The sequence below is a fragment of the Streptomyces sp. BK022 genome (assembly GCF_004217355.1).
GTDB classification, from domain to species: Bacteria; Actinomycetota; Actinomycetes; order Streptomycetales; family Streptomycetaceae; genus Streptomyces; species Streptomyces griseoluteus.
In genome coordinates, this window is sequence record NZ_SHKU01000002.1 from 30,400 (window position 1) to 47,761 (window position 17,362).

Here is a 17,362-nt window from a genome sequence, read left to right on the forward strand (position 1 = left end):
ATGAGCGGGCGTAGCGTAGAAGCCATGTCGAAGTACGGTTCCTTTCCCGGTGCGCGGCCGCGGCGGCTGCGGACCTCGCCCGTCATGCGTCGGATGGTCGCGGAGACGCGGCTGCATCCGGCCGACTTCATCCTTCCGGCCTTCGTCCGGGAGGACGTGAGCGAGCCGGTGCCGATCGCGGCGATGCCCGGTGTCGTGCAGCACACCCGCGACAGCCTGAAGAAGGCCGCGCTGGAGGCCGCCGAGGCGGGCGTCTCCGGGATCATGCTCTTCGGGGTGCCGGAGGAGTCGAAGAAGGACGGGCTCGGCACGCCGGGCACCGACCCCGACGGCATCCTCCAGGTCGCCCTGCGCGACGTGCGGGCCGAGGTCGGCGACGACCTGCTGGTCATGGCCGACCTGTGCCTGGACGAGTTCACCGACCACGGCCACTGCGGGGTGCTGGACGCCGAGGGCCGCGTCGACAACGACGCCACCCTGGAGCGGTACGCAGAGATGGCGCAGGTCCAGGCCGACGCGGGCGCCCACGTGGTGGGCCCGAGCGGCATGATGGACGGCCAGATCGGCGTCGTCCGCGACGCGCTGGACCAGATCGGCCGGGAGGACGTGGCGGTCCTCGCGTACACCGCGAAGTACGCCTCCGCCTTCTTCGGGCCCTTCCGCGAGGCGGTCGGTTCCTCTCTCCAGGGCGACCGCAAGACCTACCAGCAGGACCCGGCGAACCTGCGCGAGTCGCTGCGCGAGCTGGAGCTGGACCTCGCCGAGGGCGCGGACATGGTCATGGTCAAGCCGGCCGGGCCCTACCTGGACATCCTGGCGCGGGTCGCCGACGCGGTGGACGTGCCGGTGGCCGCTTACCAGGTCTCCGGGGAGTACTCGATGATCGAGGCCGCCGCCGGGAAGGGCTGGATCGACCGCGACCGGGCCATCCTGGAGTCCCTGACGGGGATCAAGCGGGCCGGGGCGCGGAACATCCTGACGTACTGGGCGACCGAGGTGGCGCAGAAGCTGCGCTGAGGCTGCTGCAGAGTGGGCGGGGCCCGGTGGCTCCGCCCAGGTCCGTCAGTCCTGCGGACGGTAGACGTCGCAGGAGCCCCAGCTCTTGTCCTCCTGCTTGCAGGTCAGCTTGCCGTCGGTGGTGAAGTCGGCGGTGGGGGAGTACTTGGGGCCGCCGTTCTTGAGGTCGGTGTCCCCGTCGGGGTTCTCCACCGCCAGGGCGAAGGCCTGGAAGTTGCCTGTGGTCAGGTTGCGCGCGGAGCACAGACCCAGGTTGCTGTACCAGACCTGCCCGGCGTCGATTCTGACCTTGGTCATCGAGTAGGGCCCCTGAGGGCACTCCGTAGCCATTCCGCCGCGCAGGTACTTGACCGAGACGTCGACGACCACTTGGCCGCTGCTGACGTTCTTCACCCTGACGCCGAACGCCGCATCGGTTCCGGTGATCTGGGAGCAGGCGCTCGCTACGAGGCCGGACCCTGACGGGGAGCTCCGCCATTCACCGCAGTAGAGGCGGTCGCGGGCGTACGGGGTGCTGGGAGTCGCTGCTTTCCGCGTCACCTTCGGCTTGGCCTCCACGGCGGGCGGCTTCTCGTCCCGGGCCTCGCTCACAACGGACGGACTGGGCTTCGCCGAGGGCGAGTTGACCGACGGTGCGGGGGATGTGCCGGTGACCGCCGCGCTCTGCTGGGCTGCTCCGGCGAGCTGTCCCGCTCCGCCGCTGCCGGCGTTGGCGTGCACGACGAGGAACGTCAACGCGCCGACGGCGGCCAGCCCGACCGCGGTCAGGCCGAGCTGGCGGCCGCCGAAGTGCATGTGCTTGGCCTGGTACGCGTTGCCGCCGACCTTGGAGGCGCCGGAGATCTCGTTGCTGGTGCGGTCGGACGAGGTTGGTGCTTCCACGGGTCAGTCGCCCCTGCCCATGAGGCCGCGGAAGGTGAAGCGGCCCTTGATGTTCTGCCCTTGGATGACAGACCCGTGGACGGTGCCGGAGACCTGGTTGCTGTGCACGAGCTGGGTCGTCGGCGCGGCACCCCGGTTCGCCGCCTCCTTGAGCCAGTCGCGGAGATCGTCGGCGAAGGCGGGGTCGCTGTCGATGTACCGGTCCAGTGAGGCGATCAGCGGGGCGGGGTCCGTCGCCGCGCCGTCGAGCGTGGACAGCGCCTCCTCGTCGCGACGGAACCGGTGCCGGATCATGCCGAGCAGGGCTTCGAGCGCCCTCGCCCCCACGGCGTCCAGCGCTCCCTGGCCGACGGCCGAGGCCACCGACTGCGCGAGTGACACATCCATACGATCCTCCAACCGTGCTGCGCTGCACGGCACTTGACCAGACGGGGAGTCAGATCATGGCAGAGGGGACACCCTCTCCGCGACCGGGTGGCGGAGACGATGCCCGCGCCACGTGCCCCGCCGCAGGGGCACCTTCCGGCGACGGCATACGGCAACGGCACCGCCCCCGCTGGGACGGTGCCGTTCGTGTGCGGGGCCGGGAGACGGCTACTTCTCCTCGCCGGTCTTCCGCTCCTGCGCGGCCGGGCCCTGGATCTCCAGGCGGCCGTTGTGCTGCTCGGGGTGGTCGGACGGCTGGGCGGCGCCGTTCTGGCCGCTGAGGTTGTTGCGGACCGAGTCCAGGATCGTCAGGCCCTGGGCGACCAGCCCGGCCGCTATCTCGCCGAGGCCGTCCGCGCCGTTCAGGACGTTGACGTTGGCGCCCTTGAGGCCGCCCGCGGCCTCCTTCACGATCTGCGGGAGCTGGTCGATCAGCATCCGGTCCAGCGCGACCCGGTCGTGCGAGGCCGCCGCCTCCGCCTGGATCTTCATCCGCTCGGCGTCCGCGATGGCGAGCACCCGGACCCGCTCCGCCTCCGCCTCCGCGGGCTTCACGATCTCCGCGACCAACTCCTGCTGACGCAACTTCGCCTTGCGCAGCGCCAGTTCGGTCTGCGCGGCCAGCACCTCCTGCTGCGCGTGCGCCTGCGCCAGCGGACCGGCCTGGGCGGCCTCGGCCTGCGCGCGGTCCACCTGCGCCGAGTACTCCGCCTGCACCACCGCGGTCTGCCGGGCGTACTCCGCCTGCTTGCGGGCCGCGACCTGCTCCGCCTCGGCGGCGGCCTGGTTGGCCTGGGCCTGGGCGATCTGGGCCTGGCGCCGGATGGCCGCCTTGTGCGGGGCGGACATCGCGTCGATGTACCCGGTGTTGCCGTCGTCGATCGACTGGATCTGGAGCGAGTCCACGGTCAGACCGATCTTCGCCATCTCCGTCTTCGAGGTGTCCAGCACCTCGGCGGCCAGCTTCTGCCGCTCGGTGACGATCTCCTCGACCGTCATGGAGCCGATGATCGCGCGCAGGTGGCCCGCGAAGATCCGCCCGGTCAGCACCGACATCTGCTCCTGGTCGGAGAGGAAGCGCTGGCCGGCGTTGATGATGCTCTCCGGGTCGTTGCCGACCTTGAACGCGATCACGGCGCGGACGTGCAGCGCGATGCCCTGCCTGGTCACACAGGTCTCGGTGACCTCGGCCTCGCACATCGACAGCGTGAGGAAGCGGACCTTGCGGAACACGGGGAGCACGAACTTCCCGTGCCCCGTCACCACCCGGAACGGCGCGCCCCCCAGTCCCCGCCTGCCACCCGAGATCAGCATCGCCTCGTCGGGAGCGGGAACGCGGTAACCGAACATACTGCTCGTCTCCTCAGTCGACGCCGGCGGACAGCCCGCCCAGCGTGTCCAATGGATCGCCCCACGCGATGACATCGACCTCACGCAGCCCCCGTGACTCGATCACGAGTACGGTCGCCCCGCGCGGCAGCGGCTCCTGCGACCAGGCGAGGAAGGTCTCGGAGCCGCCTCTGACCCGCACCAGGATCTCGCCGGGACCGGCGGAGCCACGCGTGCCGATGAGCAGTTCCCCCGTGCAGCCGATCACGGCTTCGTCCTGTGCCATCGCCCGGCTGCCTCCCGTCGTTTCTGGTCCTCCGGTCCGACGATAGACCTGCTGTTGACGGGCGTACACCAAGGTTCTCTCTGGCTTTTGAAGGGCCGCCGGTCATGCGAATCGGCCCGGTCCGCACAGGGCGGGCCGGGCCGATCGGTGTCGTACGGGTCAGAGCTTGTCGGGCGTCCGGATGCCCAGCAGCGCCATGCCCTCGTGCAGGGTGCGCGCGGTCAGGTCGACCAGGAACAGGCGGTTCTCCACCTGGGCGGGGGAGTCGGCCTTCAGCACCGGGCACTGGTCGTAGAACGAGGTCAGCAGCGAGGCGAGCTGGTAGAGGTAGGCGGCCATCTTGTGCGGCTCGCGGGCCGCGGCCACCTCCAGGACCGTCTCCGCGAACTGGTCCAGGTGCAGCCCCAGCGCGCGCTCCGCCGGGGCCAGCGCCAGCTCCGGGTGGGCGGCGGGGCGGGCCTCGCCGGCCTTGCGGAGGATGGACTGGATACGGGCGTACGCGTACTGGAGGTACACCGAGGTGTCGCCGTTGAGCGAGACCATCTGGTCCAGGTCGAACTTGTAGTCCCGCACGGCCGAGGTGGACAGGTCGGCGTACTTCACGGCGCCCACGCCGACGTACCGGCCGTTCTCGACGATCTCGTCCTCGGTCAGGCCCACCTTCTGGGCCTTCTCCCGGACCACGGCGGTGGCCCGCTCGACGGCCTCGTCCAGCAGGTTCTCCAGCTTGACCGTCTCGCCCTCACGGGTCTTGAACGGCTTGCCGTCCTTGCCGAGGACCGTGCCGAAGGCGAGCTGGAGCGCGGTCACGTCGTCGTTCAGCCAGCCCGCGCGGCGCGCGGTCTCGAAGACCATCCGGAAGTGCAGGGCCTGCCGGGCGTCCACCACGTACAGCAGGGTGGTCGCCTTGAGGTTGAAGACGCGGTCACGGATCGCGGAGAGGTCGGTGGCCGCGTAGCCGTAGCCGCCGTCGGACTTCTGGACGATCAGCGGGACCGGGTTGCCCTCCGGGCCCTTGATGTCGTCGAAGAACACGCACAGCGCGCCCTCGGAGCGCACGGCGACGCCGGACTCCTCCAGCAGGCGGCAGGTCTCCGCGAGCATGTCGTTGTACCCGGACTCGCCGACGATGTCGGGGTCGCGGACCTCCATGTCCAGCTTGTCGAAGACGGAGAAGAAGTAGATCTTCGACTCGTCCACGAACTTCTGCCAGATGGCGAGGGTCTTCGGGTCGCCCGCCTGGAGGTCGACCACCCGGCGCCGGGCACGGGTCTTGAACTCCTCGTCGGAGTCGAACAGCCGGCGCGCGGTCTTGTAGAGGCGGTCCAGGTTGGACATCGCCTCCTCGCCGGACACCTCGGACTCCTTGTGGTCCAGCTCGTGCGGGTGCTCGTCCAGGTACTGGATGAGCATGCCGAACTGGGTGCCCCAGTCGCCGATGTGGTGCCGGCGGACCACGTTCTCGCCGGTGAACTCCAGCAGCCGCACCATCGCGTCGCCGATGACCGCCGAGCGCAGGTGGCCGACGTGCATCTCCTTGGCCACGTTCGGCTGCGCGTAGTCGATCACCGTGGTGCCGGGGTGCGCGGCGTAGGGCACGCCGAGACGGCCGGTGTCGTCCGCGTACCGGGCGGCCAGGTTCTCGGTGATCGCCCGGTCCGCGACGGTGATGTTGAGGAAGCCGGGGCCGGAGACCTCGACGTCCGCGATCACCTCGCCGGTGACGATGCCGGAGACGACCTGGGCCGCCAGCTCGCGCGGGTTGGCCTTGGCCTTCTTGGCGAGCGCGAGGATGCCGTTGGCCTGGTAGTCGGCCCGGTCACTTCGTCGCAGCAGCGGGTCCGCACCGGCGGCCTCCGGCAGGGCGGCCGAGAGCGCGGAAGCGAGGTGCTGCTGGACGGAGTCGCTGAGGGACGTGACCGAGGCCATAGGTAAGGGTGCCGTTCTCCTCGTGGGAATGGATGGTCCCGGCCAGTATCCCATGGGGGGTAAAGCCGTTTTTCGCGTGCGCGGCCGTCTGGGAGTATGAGAGGAGGCCGGCGGACGAGCGACCGCCGGACTCCCAACGCTCCGAATTGAACCGAAGGACGTGCCGACCGTGGCTCAGAGTGCCGAGACCACCGACTGGGTCTCCCGTTTCGCGGATGACGTCATCCAGGAGTCGGAGCGTCGGGCTCCGGGCAAACCGGTCGTCGTCGCCTCGGGGCTCTCCCCGTCCGGCCCGATCCACCTGGGCAACCTGCGCGAGGTCATGACCCCGCACCTGGTCGCGGACGAGATCCGGCGGCGCGGGTACCAGGTGCGGCACCTGATCTCCTGGGACGACTACGACCGCTACCGCAAGGTCCCGGCCGGGATCGCGGGCGTCGACGAGTCCTGGGCCGAGCACATCGGCAAGCCGCTGACCTCGGTCCCGGCGCCGGCGGGTTCCGCCTACCCGAACTGGGCCGAGCACTTCAAGGCCGCCATGGTCGAGGCGCTCGCCGAGCTGGGGGTGGAGTTCGACGGGATCAGCCAGACCGCGCAGTACACCTCGGGCGTCTACCGCGAGCAGATCCTGCACGCGATGAAGCACCGCGGTGACATCGACGCGATCCTCGCCCAGTACCGCACCAAGAAGGCGCCGGGCAAGAAGCCGCAGCAGAAGGCGGTCGACGAGGCCGAGCTGGAGGCCGAGGAGGGGTCCGGCGCGGCCGCCGAGGACGACGGCAGCTCCGGCTCCGCCGGGTACTTCCCGTACAAGCCGTACTGCGGCGAGTGCGGCAAGGACCTCACCACCGTCACGTCCTACGACGACGACACCACCGAGCTGGCCTACACCTGCACCGCCTGCGGCTTCGGCGAGACGGTCCGGCTGAGCGAGTTCAACCGGGGCAAGCTGGTCTGGAAGGTCGACTGGCCGATGCGCTGGGCCTACGAGGGCGTCATTTTCGAGCCCTCCGGTGTCGACCACTCCTCGCCGGGCTCCTCCTTCCAGGTCGGCGGCCAGATCGTCGGGATCTTCGAGGGCGAGCAGCCCATCGGCCCGATGTACGCCTTCGTCGGCATCTCCGGCATGGCCAAGATGTCGTCCTCGCGCGGCGGTGTGCCGACCCCGGCCGACGCGCTGAAGATCATGGAGCCGCAGCTCCTGCGCTGGCTGTACGCCCGCCGCCGCCCCAACCAGTCCTTCAAGATCGCCTTCGACCAGGAGATCCAGCGCCTCTACGACGAGTGGGACAAGCTCGCCGGCAAGGTCGCCGAGGGCTCCGCGCTCCCCGGTGACGTCGCCGCGTACACCCGCGCGGTGGGCACCGCCGCCGGTGAGCTGCCGAGGACCGCGCACCCGCTGCCGTACCGCACGCTGGCCTCGGTCGCGGACATCACCGCCGGACACCAGGACCAGGCGCTGCGCATCCTGTCCGAGCTGGACCCGGCCAACCCGATCACCGACCTCGCCGACGCCCGCCCCCGGTACGACAAGGCCGAGGCGTGGATCAACACCTACGTCCCCGCCGACCAGCGCACCATCGTGCGCGAGGAGCCGGACGCCGAGCTGCTGAAGTCGCTGGACGACGAGGCACGCGAGTCGCTGCGCCTGCTGCTCGACGGGCTCGCGGACAGCTGGTCCCTGGACGGCCTGACCCACCTCGTCTACGGCGTCCCGAAGGTGCGCGCCGGCTTCTCCGCCGACGCCACGCCCAAGGAGCTGCCGCCGGAGATCAAGACGGCCCAGCGGACCTTCTTCGCCCTGCTGTACCACCTGCTCGTCGGCCGGGACACCGGCCCGCGCCTGCCCACCCTGCTGCTGGCGGTCGGTCAGGAGCGGGTGCGGGCCCTGCTCGGGGAGTAGGACGCGCATACGAGGAGGGGGCGCCCGGTGTCACACCGGGCGCCCCCTCCTTCGCGTGTCACGCGATGTGGTCCTCCTCCAGCTCCGCCATGTGGCGCTGCTGGAAGCGCTCCACCAGGACCTTCAGCCGGCCGGGGTCCGGTGAACTGCCGTAGGTGGCCTGGATGTTGTCGCCGAGCACCAGCGGGGTCGGGTAACTGCCGTCTATCGACTGGCGGAAGACCTGGTACAGCTCCTCCTCGTCCGGCTCCGCGGGCCCGCCGCCCTCGCCCAGCTCGCGGGTGCGGTGGGGGCCGACGGGTATCGGGAAGCTGCCCGTCTCCTCCGGGGAGGGCTGCTGGAACTGCTCCGGGGGCTGCTCCTCGTACCAGTCCCCGTACTGCTCCTCGGGGAAGTACTGGGGGTCCGGGCCGGGTTCGAAGGCCGGGTCGTAGCCGCCGTGGTAGTCGACGTCACGCGGGGGCGTCTGGAACCAGGGGCTGTTCTCGTCCTCGGCCTCCGGGGGCGGAGGCTGCTGCTCGGCCTGGGCCGGCGGTGCCGGAACGGCCTGCGCCGGGGCCGGAGTCTGCGCGGGCGCCGCCTGGAGCGCGGCCGGGGCCGGCTGGGGGAGTGCGGGGGACGGGGCCGGTGCCGGGGGCAGCAGGACCGGCTCGATGCCCGCCGCCGCGAGACCCGCCGGGGCGGTCTCCGCGAGCGGGACGCCGTAGCGGGCCAGGCGCAGCGGCATCAGGGACTCCACCGGCGCCTTGCGGCGCCAGGCGCGGCCGAAGCGGGAGCGCAGCCGGGCCTGGTAGACGAGACGTTCCTGCTCCAGCTTGATGACCTGCTCGTAGGAGCGCAGCTCCCACAGCTTCATCCGCCGCCAGAGCAGGAAGGTGGGCAGCGGGGAGAGCATCCAGCGGGTGAGGCGGACGCCCTCCATGTGCTTGTCGGCGGTGATGTCCGCGATCCGGCCGACCGCGTGCCGGGCCGCCTCGACGGAGACCACGAACAGGATCGGGATCACCGCGTGCATGCCGGTGCCCAGCGGGTCGGGCCAGGCGGCGGCGCCGTTGAAGGCGATCGTCGCGGCCGTGAGCAGCCAGGCCGTCTGACGCAGCATCGGGAAGGGGATGCGCATCCAGGTCAGCAGCAGGTCGAGGGCGAGCAGTACGCAGATGCCCGCGTCGATGCCGACCGGGAACACGTACGAGAAGTTCCCGAACCCCTTCTTGAGGGCCAGCTCCCGGACGGCCGCGTACGAACCGGCGAAGCCGATACCGGCGATGACCAGCGCGCCGGTGACGACCACGCCGATCAGAACGCGGTGCATCCGAGTCAACTGCATTGGCGCGGCCACTCGTACTCCCCTCCCTTGCGTGTTGTTGCGCGCAACAGAGTGGCACAGGTGTGCGCCGAACGTGGTGTCGGTCAGCCCTTCTTGGGGGCGCCGGAGGACGCCGAGCCCTTGGGGGAAGGAGACTTGGAGGTGCCCTTGGAGGGGCTGGCCGAGGGGGAACTGCCCTGCGCCGCACGGCCGTTGGCACTGGCCACCGCCGTGACGACCTCCTTGGCCGCCTTCTTGGCGTCCGCCGTCAGGTCGTCCGCGTCCGGGGTCTTGTCGCCCGCGAGACCGGCGCCGTTGTAGTCGAGGGTGACCACGACGTTCTCCACGCGCGCCACCACCGTCTGCTGCTTGAAGGCGCCTTCCTTCTTCTTCAGGTCGTAGCGCACCGCGGTCGCCTCGTCGCCGGTGCCGCCGAGCGCCTCCGTCTTGGTGTTCTTCGCACCCGAGGCGGCCTTGGCGTCCTGGACCTGGCGCGTGTAGTACGCGTGCGCCTGGTCGTTGCCGCTGCCGCGCGAGGTGTCGGAGTCGAAGCGGAGCAGGGAGACGTTCAGCCAGCGGAACTGCGATCCCTTGACGCCGTTGTTGTCCAGGCTGGTCCAGGAGCAGGAGGACCGGTTCGCGGTGTCGTCGCCCGAACCCTTCTTGCCGTCCGTGTCCGCCTCCGGGGCCAGGTCGCCCAGCGTCTTCTTGGGCAGCACCTTGCACGGCTCGGGCAGCTTGCGGAACACCGACGCCTGCACGGTCGGGGAGGGCTTCACCGACGGCTGTGCGGAGCCGCCGCCGGCCGACGGCTCGGCGGAGGCGCCCGCCTTGCCCGGGGCGTCGCCGGAGTCCGAGGAACAGGCCGCGGTGATCAGTACCGCGGGAACGGCTGCCGCGCACACCAGGGCACGGCTCAGACGCGTGGCACGCGGTCCACGCTGGGCACGGTCGTATCGCTGGGCTGCTCGCTGCATGGTTCCTTCACTCGTGACGCTCGGTGTTCGTGCGGGTTCCTGCGGGGCCACCGTACGCGGTACGCGCGGCCCGCGGTCGCCGGTCGAGCACCTTCGGGGAGGGGGACCAAGGCGGGCGAAGAGGCGTCAGCCGTCCAGCACGTCGGCCAGTTGAGAGGCCAGATCGCGGGCCCTGTCCTGCATTTCCTTGCTGTCCGGGACCGTGCCGACGGCCATCGGCTGCTCCTCGTAGTCGATGGTGACGACCACGTTGGACGTGCGGAACACCACAGTCACCGTCCGGGGTTCGGCGGTCGAACCGGACGAGCCGAGCTGGTCGTCCAGGTACGCCTCGTCACCGAGGTCGGGCAGGACGCGGGGCTGGAGATCGGTGGGCGCGGCGCTGCCGGAGTCACCCGCCGCCGGGTCGGTGGAGGCGCCCGAGGAGGGGCTGCCGGAGGGGTCGGCGGACGGGGAGGGGGTGCCGCTGCCGCTCGGGCCGGTGCTGGGGGAGGCGGGCGCGGAGAGGGAGGGCACGGGGAGGTCGGCCGCCTTCGCCATGCCCTGGAACAGCTTCTGCGCCTGGGTGTCGTCGCTGACCGCGCCGTCGTACGACACCACGCGCTCGAAGTCGACCGCGAGGCGGTCGGTGGCGAGGGCGGACTCCACCTTCCAACGGCAGCCCACCTTGCGGTCGGTGTCGTAGGTCAGCGCGGGCACGCCCCGGTACGCCTTGTCGCGCTGGTCGGTGTCGGTGAGCTGCTGGATGCCGGGGAGCAGGGTGCCGAGGGTGTCGTGGCCGACGGCCCCGCAGGGCTCGGGCAGCGTGCGGTACCGGCCGGGCTGGGCGGCGGCCGGGGCGGAGGCGGCGTCACCGGGGTTGGCGTCGTCGGTGGGCGTGCCGCCGCCGGAGCCCGAGCTGCAGCCTGCCAGCAGGGCCGCGAGGAGGGCGGCGGTGCCGGTGATGTACGCCTTCCGCTGCACGGTCGGGCTCCTTAAGGACGGTGTGCGACCCGACGGCGGTGCCCGGTCGATGCTCCAGTGTCCCCGCTGGTTAATCGCTTGCCGCGGCGGGGCGCCTGCTGGACACAATGTGTATCGCACGCACTGCCGTGGTCGCCGGTCCCCTGTCCCATTTCACCGGCCCTGGCGCCGCTTTTGCGTTCTGCCGGTTCGGGTGACTTCCGTGAGCAATGACCCTTGCCCGGCATACGAGTTGTCATGTCACCTTTGGGGGATTGATCGGTTATGTCGTACGTGGAGATACCGGGCGCCCGCGTCCCGGTGCGGATGTGGACCGACCCGGCCACCGTGGAGGACGGCGCGCTGCGCCAGCTCCAGAACGTGGCCACGCTGCCCTGGATCGAGGGGCTCGCCGTGATGCCGGACGTGCACTACGGCAAGGGCGCGACGGTCGGCTCGGTCATCGCCATGCGCGACGCGGTCTGTCCGGCCGCGGTGGGCGTCGACATCGGCTGCGGCATGTCCGCGGTCAGGACCTCCCTCACGGCCAACGACCTCCCCGGCGACCTCACCCGCCTCCGCTCCCGCATCGAAGAGGCCATCCCGGTCGGCCGGGGCGCGCACACCACCGCCCTCGACCCCTCCCGCTTCCACGCTCTGCCCACCGCGGGCTGGGACGCCTTCTGGTCCCGCTTCGACACGGTCGCCCAGCCGGTCCACTTCCGCCGGGACCGGGCGGCTCTGCAGATGGGGACGCTGGGTGGCGGCAACCACTACATCGAACTCCTGCTCGACACGGACGGCGCGGTCTGGCTCACCCTGCACTCCGGTTCCCGGAACATCGGCAAGGAGCTGGCCGAGCACCACATCGGCGTCGCGCAGAAGCTCCCGCACAACCAGGGCCTGGTCGACCGCGACCTCGCCGTCTTCGTCGCCGACACCCCGCAGATGGCGGCCTACCGCAACGACCTGTTCTGGGCGCAGGAGTACGCCAAGTACAACCGCACCCTGATGATGGCGCTGCTGAAGGACGTCGTCCGCAAGGAGTTCAAGAAGGCCCGGCCGGTCTTCGAGCCGGAGATCTCCTGCCATCACAACTACGTGGCGGAGGAGCGGTACGACGGCAAGGACCTGCTGGTGACCCGTAAGGGCGCGATCCGCGCGGGCGCGGGGGAGTACGGCATCATCCCCGGCTCCATGGGGACGAGTTCGTACATCGTGAAGGGCCTCGGCAACAGCGCCGCCTTCAACTCCGCCTCGCACGGAGCAGGCCGGCGCATGAGCCGCAGCGCGGCCAAGCGCCGGTTCGGCACCCGGGACTTGGAGGAGCAGACACGGGGCGTGGAGTGCCGCAAGGACGCCGGAGTGGTGGACGAGATCCCCGGTGCCTACAAGAACATCGACCAGGTGATGGAGCAGCAGCGCGACCTGGTCGAAGTGGTCGCCAAGCTCAAGCAGTTCGTCTGCGTGAAGGGCTGAGGCGCCTCACAGCTCCCGGTGGATCTTCGTGTTGCTGGCCTGGGCCCGGGGGCGGAGGACCAGCAGGTCGACGTTGACGTGGCTGGGGCGGGTCACGGCCCAGGTGATGGCGTCGGCCACGTCGTCGGCGACGAGGGGGGCCGCCACGCCCGCGTAGACCTTGGCGGCCTTCTCCGTGTCGCCGGCGAAGCGGGTGAGGGCGAACTCGTCGGTCTTGACCATGCCGGGGGCGATCTCGAGGACCCGGACCGGCTTGCCGACGATCTCCAGGCGGAGGGTCTCGGCGAGCACGTGCTCGGCGTGCTTGGCGGCGACGTAGCCCGCGCCGCCCTCGTAGGTGGAGAGGGCGGCGGTCGAGGAGACGACGACCACCGTGCCGTCGCCGCTCGCCTCCAGACTGGGCAGCAGGGCCTGGGTGAGGTTGAGGGTGCCGAGGACGTTCGTCTCGTACATCGTGCGCCACTGCTCCGGGTCGGCGCTGGCCACCGGGTCCGCGCCGAGCGCGCCGCCCGCGTTGTTGACCAGGACGCCGATGGTGCGGAACGCCCCGGCGAACTCGTCCACGGCCGCCCGGTCCGTCACGTCCAGCGGGTACGCGGTGGCCGAGTGGCCCGCCTCGGTCAGCTCCTTCGCCAGCGCCTCGATACGGTCCGCCCGGCGCGCGGTGAGCACCACCCGGAACCCGGCCTCGGCGAGCTGCCGCGCGGTGGCCGCGCCGATACCGCTGCTCGCGCCCGTGACGACGGCGATACGGGAGGCGGCGGAGGGGGCGCTGGCCATGGGCTACTCCTCGGGAGAGAGAACGCGGACTGGCGTCCAGCCTAGGGCCTGTCTTCCGGACCTTGCCGGGGTCGCGGGGTCTGGCACGCACATCTGCGGCGTTGTCGTCACTCGCCGACGCTCCGCGTCGACTCCCTCCTCCGCCTTGCAGCTGCACGCACCAGACCCCGCTCGGGTCGGCCGAGAGGCACCCTCTGCCCACCCCGGCCTTATCCGGAAGAAAGGCCCTAGGCGAGCCTCAGCCGCCGCTTCTCGGGGCCCACATGATCACGGCCATGCCGGCCAGGCAGATGAGGGCGCCGGTGAGGTCGAAGCGATCGGGGCGGTAGCCGTCGGCGACCACGCCCCACAGGATCGACCCGGCGACGAAGACGCCGCCGTACGCCGCGAGGATGCGGCCGAAGTGGGCGTCCGGCTGGAAGGTGGCGACGAACCCGTACGCACCCAGCGCCAGCACCCCGCCAGTCGTCCACAGCCAGCCGCGGTGCTCGCGCACGCCCTGCCAGACGAGCCACGCGCCGCCGATCTCGAAGAGCGCGGCGACGACGAACAGGGCGGCGGAGCGCAGGATCAGCATGGGGGAAGCCTGGCACGTGCCCCCCGTTCACCTGTTGGAGGGCGCCTGCGGTCCAGCTCGCGTGGCATACATCGGGTGGGCGGAACGGTGACGGAGACAGGAGTGGTCGGCGTGCGCGTACGGACGAGGGCATGGCTGCTGCTGGTCGGCTGCGCGGGCGGCGTCCTGTGGACCGGGGGACCGGCCCAGGCGACGGGCCGGCCCGGCCCCGCCTCCCCGGCACCCGGCCCTGGCACCGTGGCGCCCGGTGGCGTCTTCCCGGCACCCCGTCCCGGCTCGGTGGCCGCGCCCCGTGTCGTCTCCGCGGCCGTCTCCCCGCCGCGCACCGGCCCGGCGCCGGCCGCCGCCCCACGCGCCGACCTCGCCTTCCACGGCCACGCCGTGATCGACGGCGACCGGATGGAGGTGCGGCTCACCCCGCGCGACCACGGGCCGGCCGCCGTGCCGGAGGCGAGTGTGCGGGTGCGGTGGTCGGTGGGGCCCGCCGGGGCGGTGACGTCGTCGCCGGGATGCGCGCGGACCGGGGAGCGGACGGTGGTCTGCGGGACCGGCGCGCTCGTCGCGGGCCAGGCGGGTCAGGAGATCCGGCTGGGCGTCCGGCTGCGGGTGCCCGCGCCGGAGGTGACCCTGGAAGTGGAGACCGCGTGGAACGGCGGGGTCACCGACCCCGACCGCACCAACGACCGGCTGCGGGTGCTGGTCCTGCCCACCGGCGACGAGTACTCGTTCTGACCCGCGACGCGAGGAGGCCCGCATGGCCGGGAACGACAGCGCGCGGCCCCGGCTGCTCGCGGAGCTGGACGCGGTGTCCCGCCGCTACATCGCCTCCTACGCCCTGTTCAACCAGGCCGTCGCCGACCGCATCGGCCTGCACCCGACCGACCTTCAGTGCCTGAACCTGCTCACCCTGGAGCCCGAGCCCGTCACCACCGGCCGCGTCGCCGCGCTGACCGGCCTCACCACCGGCTCCGCGACCCGCCTGGTGGACCGGCTGGAGCGCGCCGGGTACGTCGTACGGCGCCGGGACGCGGGCGACCGGCGCCGGGTGCTGGTCATCCCCGTGCCGGAGAGGATCGCGGAGTTCCGGCGCGTCTGGGAGGAGCTGTCCGGGGACTGGTCGCGCATCTTCGGGGAGCTGGACGACACCGAACTCGCCGTGATCATCGGGCACATGCAGCGCACGGTGGAGTTCACCAAGGAGCGGATCGCCCGGCTGCGCGAGGGCCGGGACGCCGACGGCGCGGGGTGAGAGCCGGGTAAAAAGGGCGCCCCCTGGCCCCCGGCCCAGGCCGGAGCGCCGCCGCCCTTGGCAGACTGGGGGCGTGCCCCACACCGTGCCCCACACCACGCCCCCGACCGTGCTCCTCGCCGAGGACGACCGCGCCATCCGCCATGCCCTGGAGCGGGCCCTGACCCTGGAGGGCTACGCGGTGACGGCGGTCGCCGACGGCGTCGAGGCGCTGGCGCAGGCCCACCGCACCCCGCCGGACGTGCTGCTGCTGGACGTGATGATGCCCGGCATCGACGGCCTCCAGGTCTGCCGGGTGCTGCGCGCCGAGGGCGACCGCACCCCGATCCTGATGCTCACCGCGCTGGTGGAGACCGCCGACCGGATCGCGGGCCTGGACGCGGGCGCCGACGACTACGTGGTCAAGCCCTTCGACGTCGAGGAGGTCTTCGCCCGCCTGCGCGCCCTGCTGCGCCGCACGAGCCCCGCCCCCGCGGGCGAGCCCGGCCCGGCGCGCGAGGCGCAGCTCTCCGACCGGCAGATCGAGGGCGCGGGCATCCGCATGGACCTCCAGGCCCGCCGCGCCTGGCGCGCGGGTCGTGAACTGGAGCTGACCCGCACCGAGTTCGAGCTGCTGGAGCTGCTGGTGCGCAACGCGGGCATCGTGCTCGACCACGCCACCATCTACGACCGCATCTGGGGCTACGACTTCGGCCCCGGCTCCAAGAACCTCGCCGTCTACGTCGGTTATCTGCGCCGCAAGCTGGACGCGCCCGGTGCCCCGCAGCTCATCCACACCGTGCGCGGTGTGGGGTACGTGCTGCGGGAGGAGTAGTGGGCCGCACCTGGCGGCTGCCGGGCGGCTCCCGCACCGGGCTGCGCTCGCTGCGCGCCACGTTCGCCGTGTCGTTCGCGGCCGTCACCGCCGCCGTCACGATCCTGGTCGGCATCCTGTCGTACGGCTCGGCGGCGCGGCTGGTCCGGGTGGACCAGCAGTCGGTGTTCACCCAGGTCGTGCGGGACGTCCAGGCCGAGGTGCGGCAGCACCCGATGACCCCGGAGGACTTCTCCTCCGCCCGGCCCGGTCACGACCTGGTGCGGCCCGCCCGTACGGACGTGCAGGTGCTCGGGCCGGGCGGCGAGGTCGTGGACCACGGCTCCCCGGGCCTGCCCGTCACCGCCCGCGACCGCGAGGTGGCGGGCGCGCCGGGCGCGGGCAGGCTGGCCGAGCACAAGGACGTACGGGTCGGTGAGGATCTCTTCCGGGTCGCCACCGTCTCGCTCGGCGGGGGGCGGGGCGCGGTGCAGGTGGCGCAGGAGTTCAGCGACACCGAGGACCTGCTGCGCACCCTCCAGCAGCGCACGCTGATCCTGATGGCGGCCGTGGTGGTGGCCGCCGGACTGTTCGGCTGGTGGCTGGCCCGCCGCATCACCCGGCGTCTGGTCCTGCTGACCTCGGCCGCCGAGGACGTGGCCCGCACCCGCCGCCTCGGCATCCAGGTGCCGGTCGCCGGGCCGGACGAGGTGGGGCGCCTCGGCCGCGCCTTCGACCGGATGCTGGGCCGGCTCGCCCAGTCCGAGGAGGACCAGCGGCGGCTGGTGCAGGACGCCGGCCACGAGCTGCGCACGCCGCTGACCTCGCTGCGGACGAACATCTCGCTGCTGCGCCGGATCGACGAGCTGCCGCCGGAGACGCGGGAGGACCTGGTGACGGACCTCACGCTGGAGGCGCGGGAGCTGACCGACCTGGTCAACGAGCTGGTGGACCTGGCCGCCGGGCAGTCCGACTCCGAGCCGCCGCAGCGGGTGGACCTCGCGGACGTCGCGGAGGACGTGGTGGGTCTGGCGGGGCGCCGTACCGGGCGGCGGATCGTGCTGGCGGTGAGCGGGGACACGTGCGCCGAGGGCCGTCCCGGGCTGCTCCAGCGGGCGCTGTCCAACCTGGTGGAGAACGCGGCCAAGTTCGACCGCGAGGGGACGGAGCCCATCGAGGTGCGGGTGACCGGGGCGGCGGCGGGGACGGTCCGGGTGGAGGTGCTGGACCGGGGGCCCGGCATCGCCGAGGTCGACCTGCTCCGCGTCTTCGACCGCTTCTACCGGGCCGCGGACGCGCGCTCCCAGCCCGGCTCGGGGCTCGGGCTGTCCATCGTCCGGGAGATCGCGATGTCCCACGGCGGGGCGCCGTTCGCCTACCGCAGGGAGGGCGGCGGCGCGGTGATCGGGTTCACGGTCGGCGGGGGAGCCGGTCCCGCGGAGGGCTAGGGCGTGCCCTGCGGGCAGACGGCGCTACTTTGCTTAACA

General features: G+C 71.9%; 17 protein-coding genes. 7 read left to right on the forward strand and 10 right to left on the reverse strand.

The annotated features are described in order from the left end of the window. The first annotated feature begins 24 nt into the window (after positions 1-24). Complete coding sequence (gene hemB, locus EV284_RS06090) at positions 25-1,017, forward strand: porphobilinogen synthase (protein WP_130331199.1); 993 nt, start codon at positions 25-27, stop codon at positions 1,015-1,017. 45 nt (positions 1,018-1,062) lie between these two features. On the opposite strand, the gene EV284_RS06095 is transcribed toward hemB, so the two are convergent. The 5 genes from EV284_RS06095 to argS all read right to left on the reverse strand — a co-directional run bounded on the left by EV284_RS06095 (position 1,063) and on the right by argS (position 5,869). Then, positions 1,063-1,899: a hypothetical protein gene (locus EV284_RS06095; protein ID WP_130331201.1), complete on the reverse strand. Its 837-nt coding sequence runs from the start codon at positions 1,897-1,899 to the stop codon at positions 1,063-1,065. A gap of 3 nt (positions 1,900-1,902) precedes the next feature. Further along, positions 1,903-2,286, reverse strand: coding sequence for a hypothetical protein (locus EV284_RS06100; RefSeq protein ID WP_130331203.1), 384 nt, complete (start codon positions 2,284-2,286; stop codon positions 1,903-1,905). Positions 2,287-2,493: 207 nt separating this feature from the next. Continuing rightward, the gene (locus EV284_RS06105; RefSeq protein ID WP_242625609.1) at positions 2,494-3,675 is read right to left on the reverse strand and encodes a flotillin family protein; all 1,182 of its coding nucleotides are present in this window, start codon (positions 3,673-3,675) and stop codon (positions 2,494-2,496) included. Positions 3,676-3,688: 13 nt separating this feature from the next. After that, positions 3,689-3,940 carry a hypothetical protein gene (locus EV284_RS06110; protein ID WP_130331205.1) on the reverse strand — a complete coding sequence of 84 codons (252 nt, stop codon included), beginning with the start codon at positions 3,938-3,940 and terminating at the stop codon, positions 3,689-3,691. A 159-nt stretch (positions 3,941-4,099) separates the two neighbouring features. Then, positions 4,100-5,869 (reverse strand): arginine--tRNA ligase, encoded by a 1,770-nt coding sequence (gene argS / locus EV284_RS06115; protein ID WP_130331207.1) that lies wholly within the window; start codon positions 5,867-5,869, stop codon positions 4,100-4,102. A gap of 160 nt (positions 5,870-6,029) precedes the next feature. On the opposite strand from argS, the gene lysS reads away from it, so the two are divergent. Then, on the forward strand, positions 6,030-7,772 hold the full coding sequence (gene lysS, locus EV284_RS06120; RefSeq protein WP_130331209.1) for a lysine--tRNA ligase: 1,743 nt from the start codon (positions 6,030-6,032) through the stop codon (positions 7,770-7,772). A 58-nt stretch (positions 7,773-7,830) separates the two neighbouring features. Here lysS and EV284_RS06125 read toward each other — a convergent pair whose 3' ends face one another. The 3 genes from EV284_RS06125 to EV284_RS06135 all read right to left on the reverse strand — a co-directional run bounded on the left by EV284_RS06125 (position 7,831) and on the right by EV284_RS06135 (position 11,018). Further along, positions 7,831-9,084, reverse strand: a complete 1,254-nt coding sequence (locus EV284_RS06125) for a DUF2637 domain-containing protein (protein WP_130331211.1) — start codon at positions 9,082-9,084, stop codon at positions 7,831-7,833. Positions 9,085-9,182: 98 nt separating this feature from the next. Then, positions 9,183-10,055, reverse strand: a complete 873-nt coding sequence (locus EV284_RS06130) for a DUF3558 domain-containing protein (protein WP_207228953.1) — start codon at positions 10,053-10,055, stop codon at positions 9,183-9,185. Between the two features lie 126 nt (positions 10,056-10,181). Then, the gene (locus EV284_RS06135) at positions 10,182-11,018 is read right to left on the reverse strand and encodes a DUF3558 domain-containing protein (protein WP_130331213.1); all 837 of its coding nucleotides are present in this window, start codon (positions 11,016-11,018) and stop codon (positions 10,182-10,184) included. 264 nt (positions 11,019-11,282) lie between these two features. Between EV284_RS06135 and EV284_RS06140 the strand changes: the two genes are divergently transcribed. Beyond that, complete coding sequence (locus EV284_RS06140) at positions 11,283-12,476, forward strand: RtcB family protein (RefSeq protein WP_130331215.1); 1,194 nt, start codon at positions 11,283-11,285, stop codon at positions 12,474-12,476. A 6-nt stretch (positions 12,477-12,482) separates the two neighbouring features. Here EV284_RS06140 and EV284_RS06145 read toward each other — a convergent pair whose 3' ends face one another. Then, positions 12,483-13,256 carry an SDR family NAD(P)-dependent oxidoreductase gene (locus EV284_RS06145; RefSeq protein WP_130331217.1) on the reverse strand — a complete coding sequence of 258 codons (774 nt, stop codon included), beginning with the start codon at positions 13,254-13,256 and terminating at the stop codon, positions 12,483-12,485. Between the two features lie 238 nt (positions 13,257-13,494). Further along, positions 13,495-13,833 (reverse strand): YnfA family protein, encoded by a 339-nt coding sequence (locus tag EV284_RS06155; protein ID WP_130331219.1) that lies wholly within the window; start codon positions 13,831-13,833, stop codon positions 13,495-13,497. Between the two features lie 111 nt (positions 13,834-13,944). Here EV284_RS06155 and EV284_RS33175 point away from each other — a divergent pair, with 111 nt between their 5' ends. The 4 genes from EV284_RS33175 to EV284_RS06175 all read left to right on the forward strand — a co-directional run bounded on the left by EV284_RS33175 (position 13,945) and on the right by EV284_RS06175 (position 17,323). Then, the gene (locus EV284_RS33175; protein WP_242625610.1) at positions 13,945-14,565 is read left to right on the forward strand and encodes a hypothetical protein; all 621 of its coding nucleotides are present in this window, start codon (positions 13,945-13,947) and stop codon (positions 14,563-14,565) included. Positions 14,566-14,587: 22 nt separating this feature from the next. After that, positions 14,588-15,082 (forward strand): MarR family winged helix-turn-helix transcriptional regulator, encoded by a 495-nt coding sequence (locus tag EV284_RS06165; RefSeq protein WP_130331221.1) that lies wholly within the window; start codon positions 14,588-14,590, stop codon positions 15,080-15,082. Between the two features lie 109 nt (positions 15,083-15,191). Then, positions 15,192-15,896, forward strand: a complete 705-nt coding sequence (locus EV284_RS06170) for a response regulator transcription factor (protein ID WP_130332898.1) — start codon at positions 15,192-15,194, stop codon at positions 15,894-15,896. Continuing rightward, on the forward strand, positions 15,896-17,323 hold the full coding sequence (locus tag EV284_RS06175) for an ATP-binding protein (RefSeq protein WP_130331223.1): 1,428 nt from the start codon (positions 15,896-15,898) through the stop codon (positions 17,321-17,323). The genes EV284_RS06170 and EV284_RS06175 overlap by 1 nt, the downstream gene beginning before the upstream one ends. Positions 17,324-17,362: the final 39 nt, after the last annotated feature.

What these genes read in the sequence shown, in the direction of transcription:
- EV284_RS06145 (WP_130331217.1), bottom strand. Translation starts at nt 13,256, where the DNA reads ATGGCCAGCGCCCCCTCCGCCGCCTCCCGTATCGCCGTCGTCACGGGC.
- EV284_RS06155 (WP_130331219.1), bottom strand. Translation starts at nt 13,833, where the DNA reads ATGCTGATCCTGCGCTCCGCCGCCCTGTTCGTCGTCGCCGCGCTCTTC.
- EV284_RS06125 (WP_130331211.1), bottom strand. Translation starts at nt 9,084, where the DNA reads ATGCACCGCGTTCTGATCGGCGTGGTCGTCACCGGCGCGCTGGTCATC.
- EV284_RS06105 (WP_242625609.1), bottom strand. Translation starts at nt 3,675, where the DNA reads ATGTTCGGTTACCGCGTTCCCGCTCCCGACGAGGCGATGCTGATCTCG.
- hemB (WP_130331199.1), top strand. Translation starts at nt 25, where the DNA reads ATGTCGAAGTACGGTTCCTTTCCCGGTGCGCGGCCGCGGCGGCTGCGG.
- EV284_RS06140 (WP_130331215.1), top strand. Translation starts at nt 11,283, where the DNA reads ATGTCGTACGTGGAGATACCGGGCGCCCGCGTCCCGGTGCGGATGTGG.
- EV284_RS06165 (WP_130331221.1), top strand. Translation starts at nt 14,588, where the DNA reads ATGGCCGGGAACGACAGCGCGCGGCCCCGGCTGCTCGCGGAGCTGGAC.
- EV284_RS06100 (WP_130331203.1), bottom strand. Translation starts at nt 2,286, where the DNA reads ATGGATGTGTCACTCGCGCAGTCGGTGGCCTCGGCCGTCGGCCAGGGA.
- EV284_RS06110 (WP_130331205.1), bottom strand. Translation starts at nt 3,940, where the DNA reads ATGGCACAGGACGAAGCCGTGATCGGCTGCACGGGGGAACTGCTCATC.
- argS (WP_130331207.1), bottom strand. Translation starts at nt 5,869, where the DNA reads ATGGCCTCGGTCACGTCCCTCAGCGACTCCGTCCAGCAGCACCTCGCT.
- EV284_RS06130 (WP_207228953.1), bottom strand. Translation starts at nt 10,055, where the DNA reads ATGCAGCGAGCAGCCCAGCGATACGACCGTGCCCAGCGTGGACCGCGT.